The organism is Lichenifustis flavocetrariae, from assembly GCF_026130545.1.
GTDB lineage: Bacteria > Pseudomonadota > Alphaproteobacteria > Rhizobiales > Beijerinckiaceae > Lichenihabitans > Lichenihabitans flavocetrariae.
This window is the reverse complement of record NZ_JAMOIM010000178.1, coordinates 1-534: the sequence shown is the minus strand read 5'-3', so window position 1 is coordinate 534 and position 534 is coordinate 1. Positions and strand designations below refer to the sequence as shown.

At 56.9% G+C, this 534-nt stretch carries 1 protein-coding gene; it reads right to left on the bottom strand.

The window, feature by feature from the left end:
• Positions 1 to 459: hypothetical protein (locus M8523_RS36530; RefSeq protein ID WP_282589681.1), on the bottom strand; the 459-nt coding region annotated here is incomplete at its 3' end.
• Positions 460 to 534: the final 75 nt, after the last annotated feature.

Sequence of the window (534 nt, the reverse complement as noted above, 5' to 3'; positions counted from 1 at the left end):
CGCCGACACGTAGCCGACGGTTGTCGTGACCACGATGTCATGACCGTCGTTCGATCGCCAGTGAAACCCGCATGCCTTGCCCAGTGCAAACGATTGGCAGGTGGCTTCCGCATAAGTATCGCAGATCGGCTCAAGCCCAGGGCTACAGCGGTCGACAGACGCTGCAGGCTCCTTCACCGGGGTGAACCCACGCTTCATCATTGATGACCGTGCCAACTCATAGGCTGTGTCCGCGAAGCCCGCCGACAGCTCCTTCACGCTGTTCTCAAGCGGGGTCGGATCGGGAAGGGTTGTGTAGAGCGTCTTGTATTCGAAACCAGCCTGTGCCCACTCGGTAGGCAGGAACTGAGGGCGTTCGAAGCCGCAGAAGATTATTGGCGTCGGTTTCAGGTTGAATTGCATGATCCTGGTTGACCCAGGATACACACGATAGTCCCCATTCTTCAGCTTCTCGACCATGATCAAATCGAGGTTGGCGTTCATCGAATCAAAACGCCCGCGATAGGCTGCTTCGACAAATCGTTCGGCGTCGAG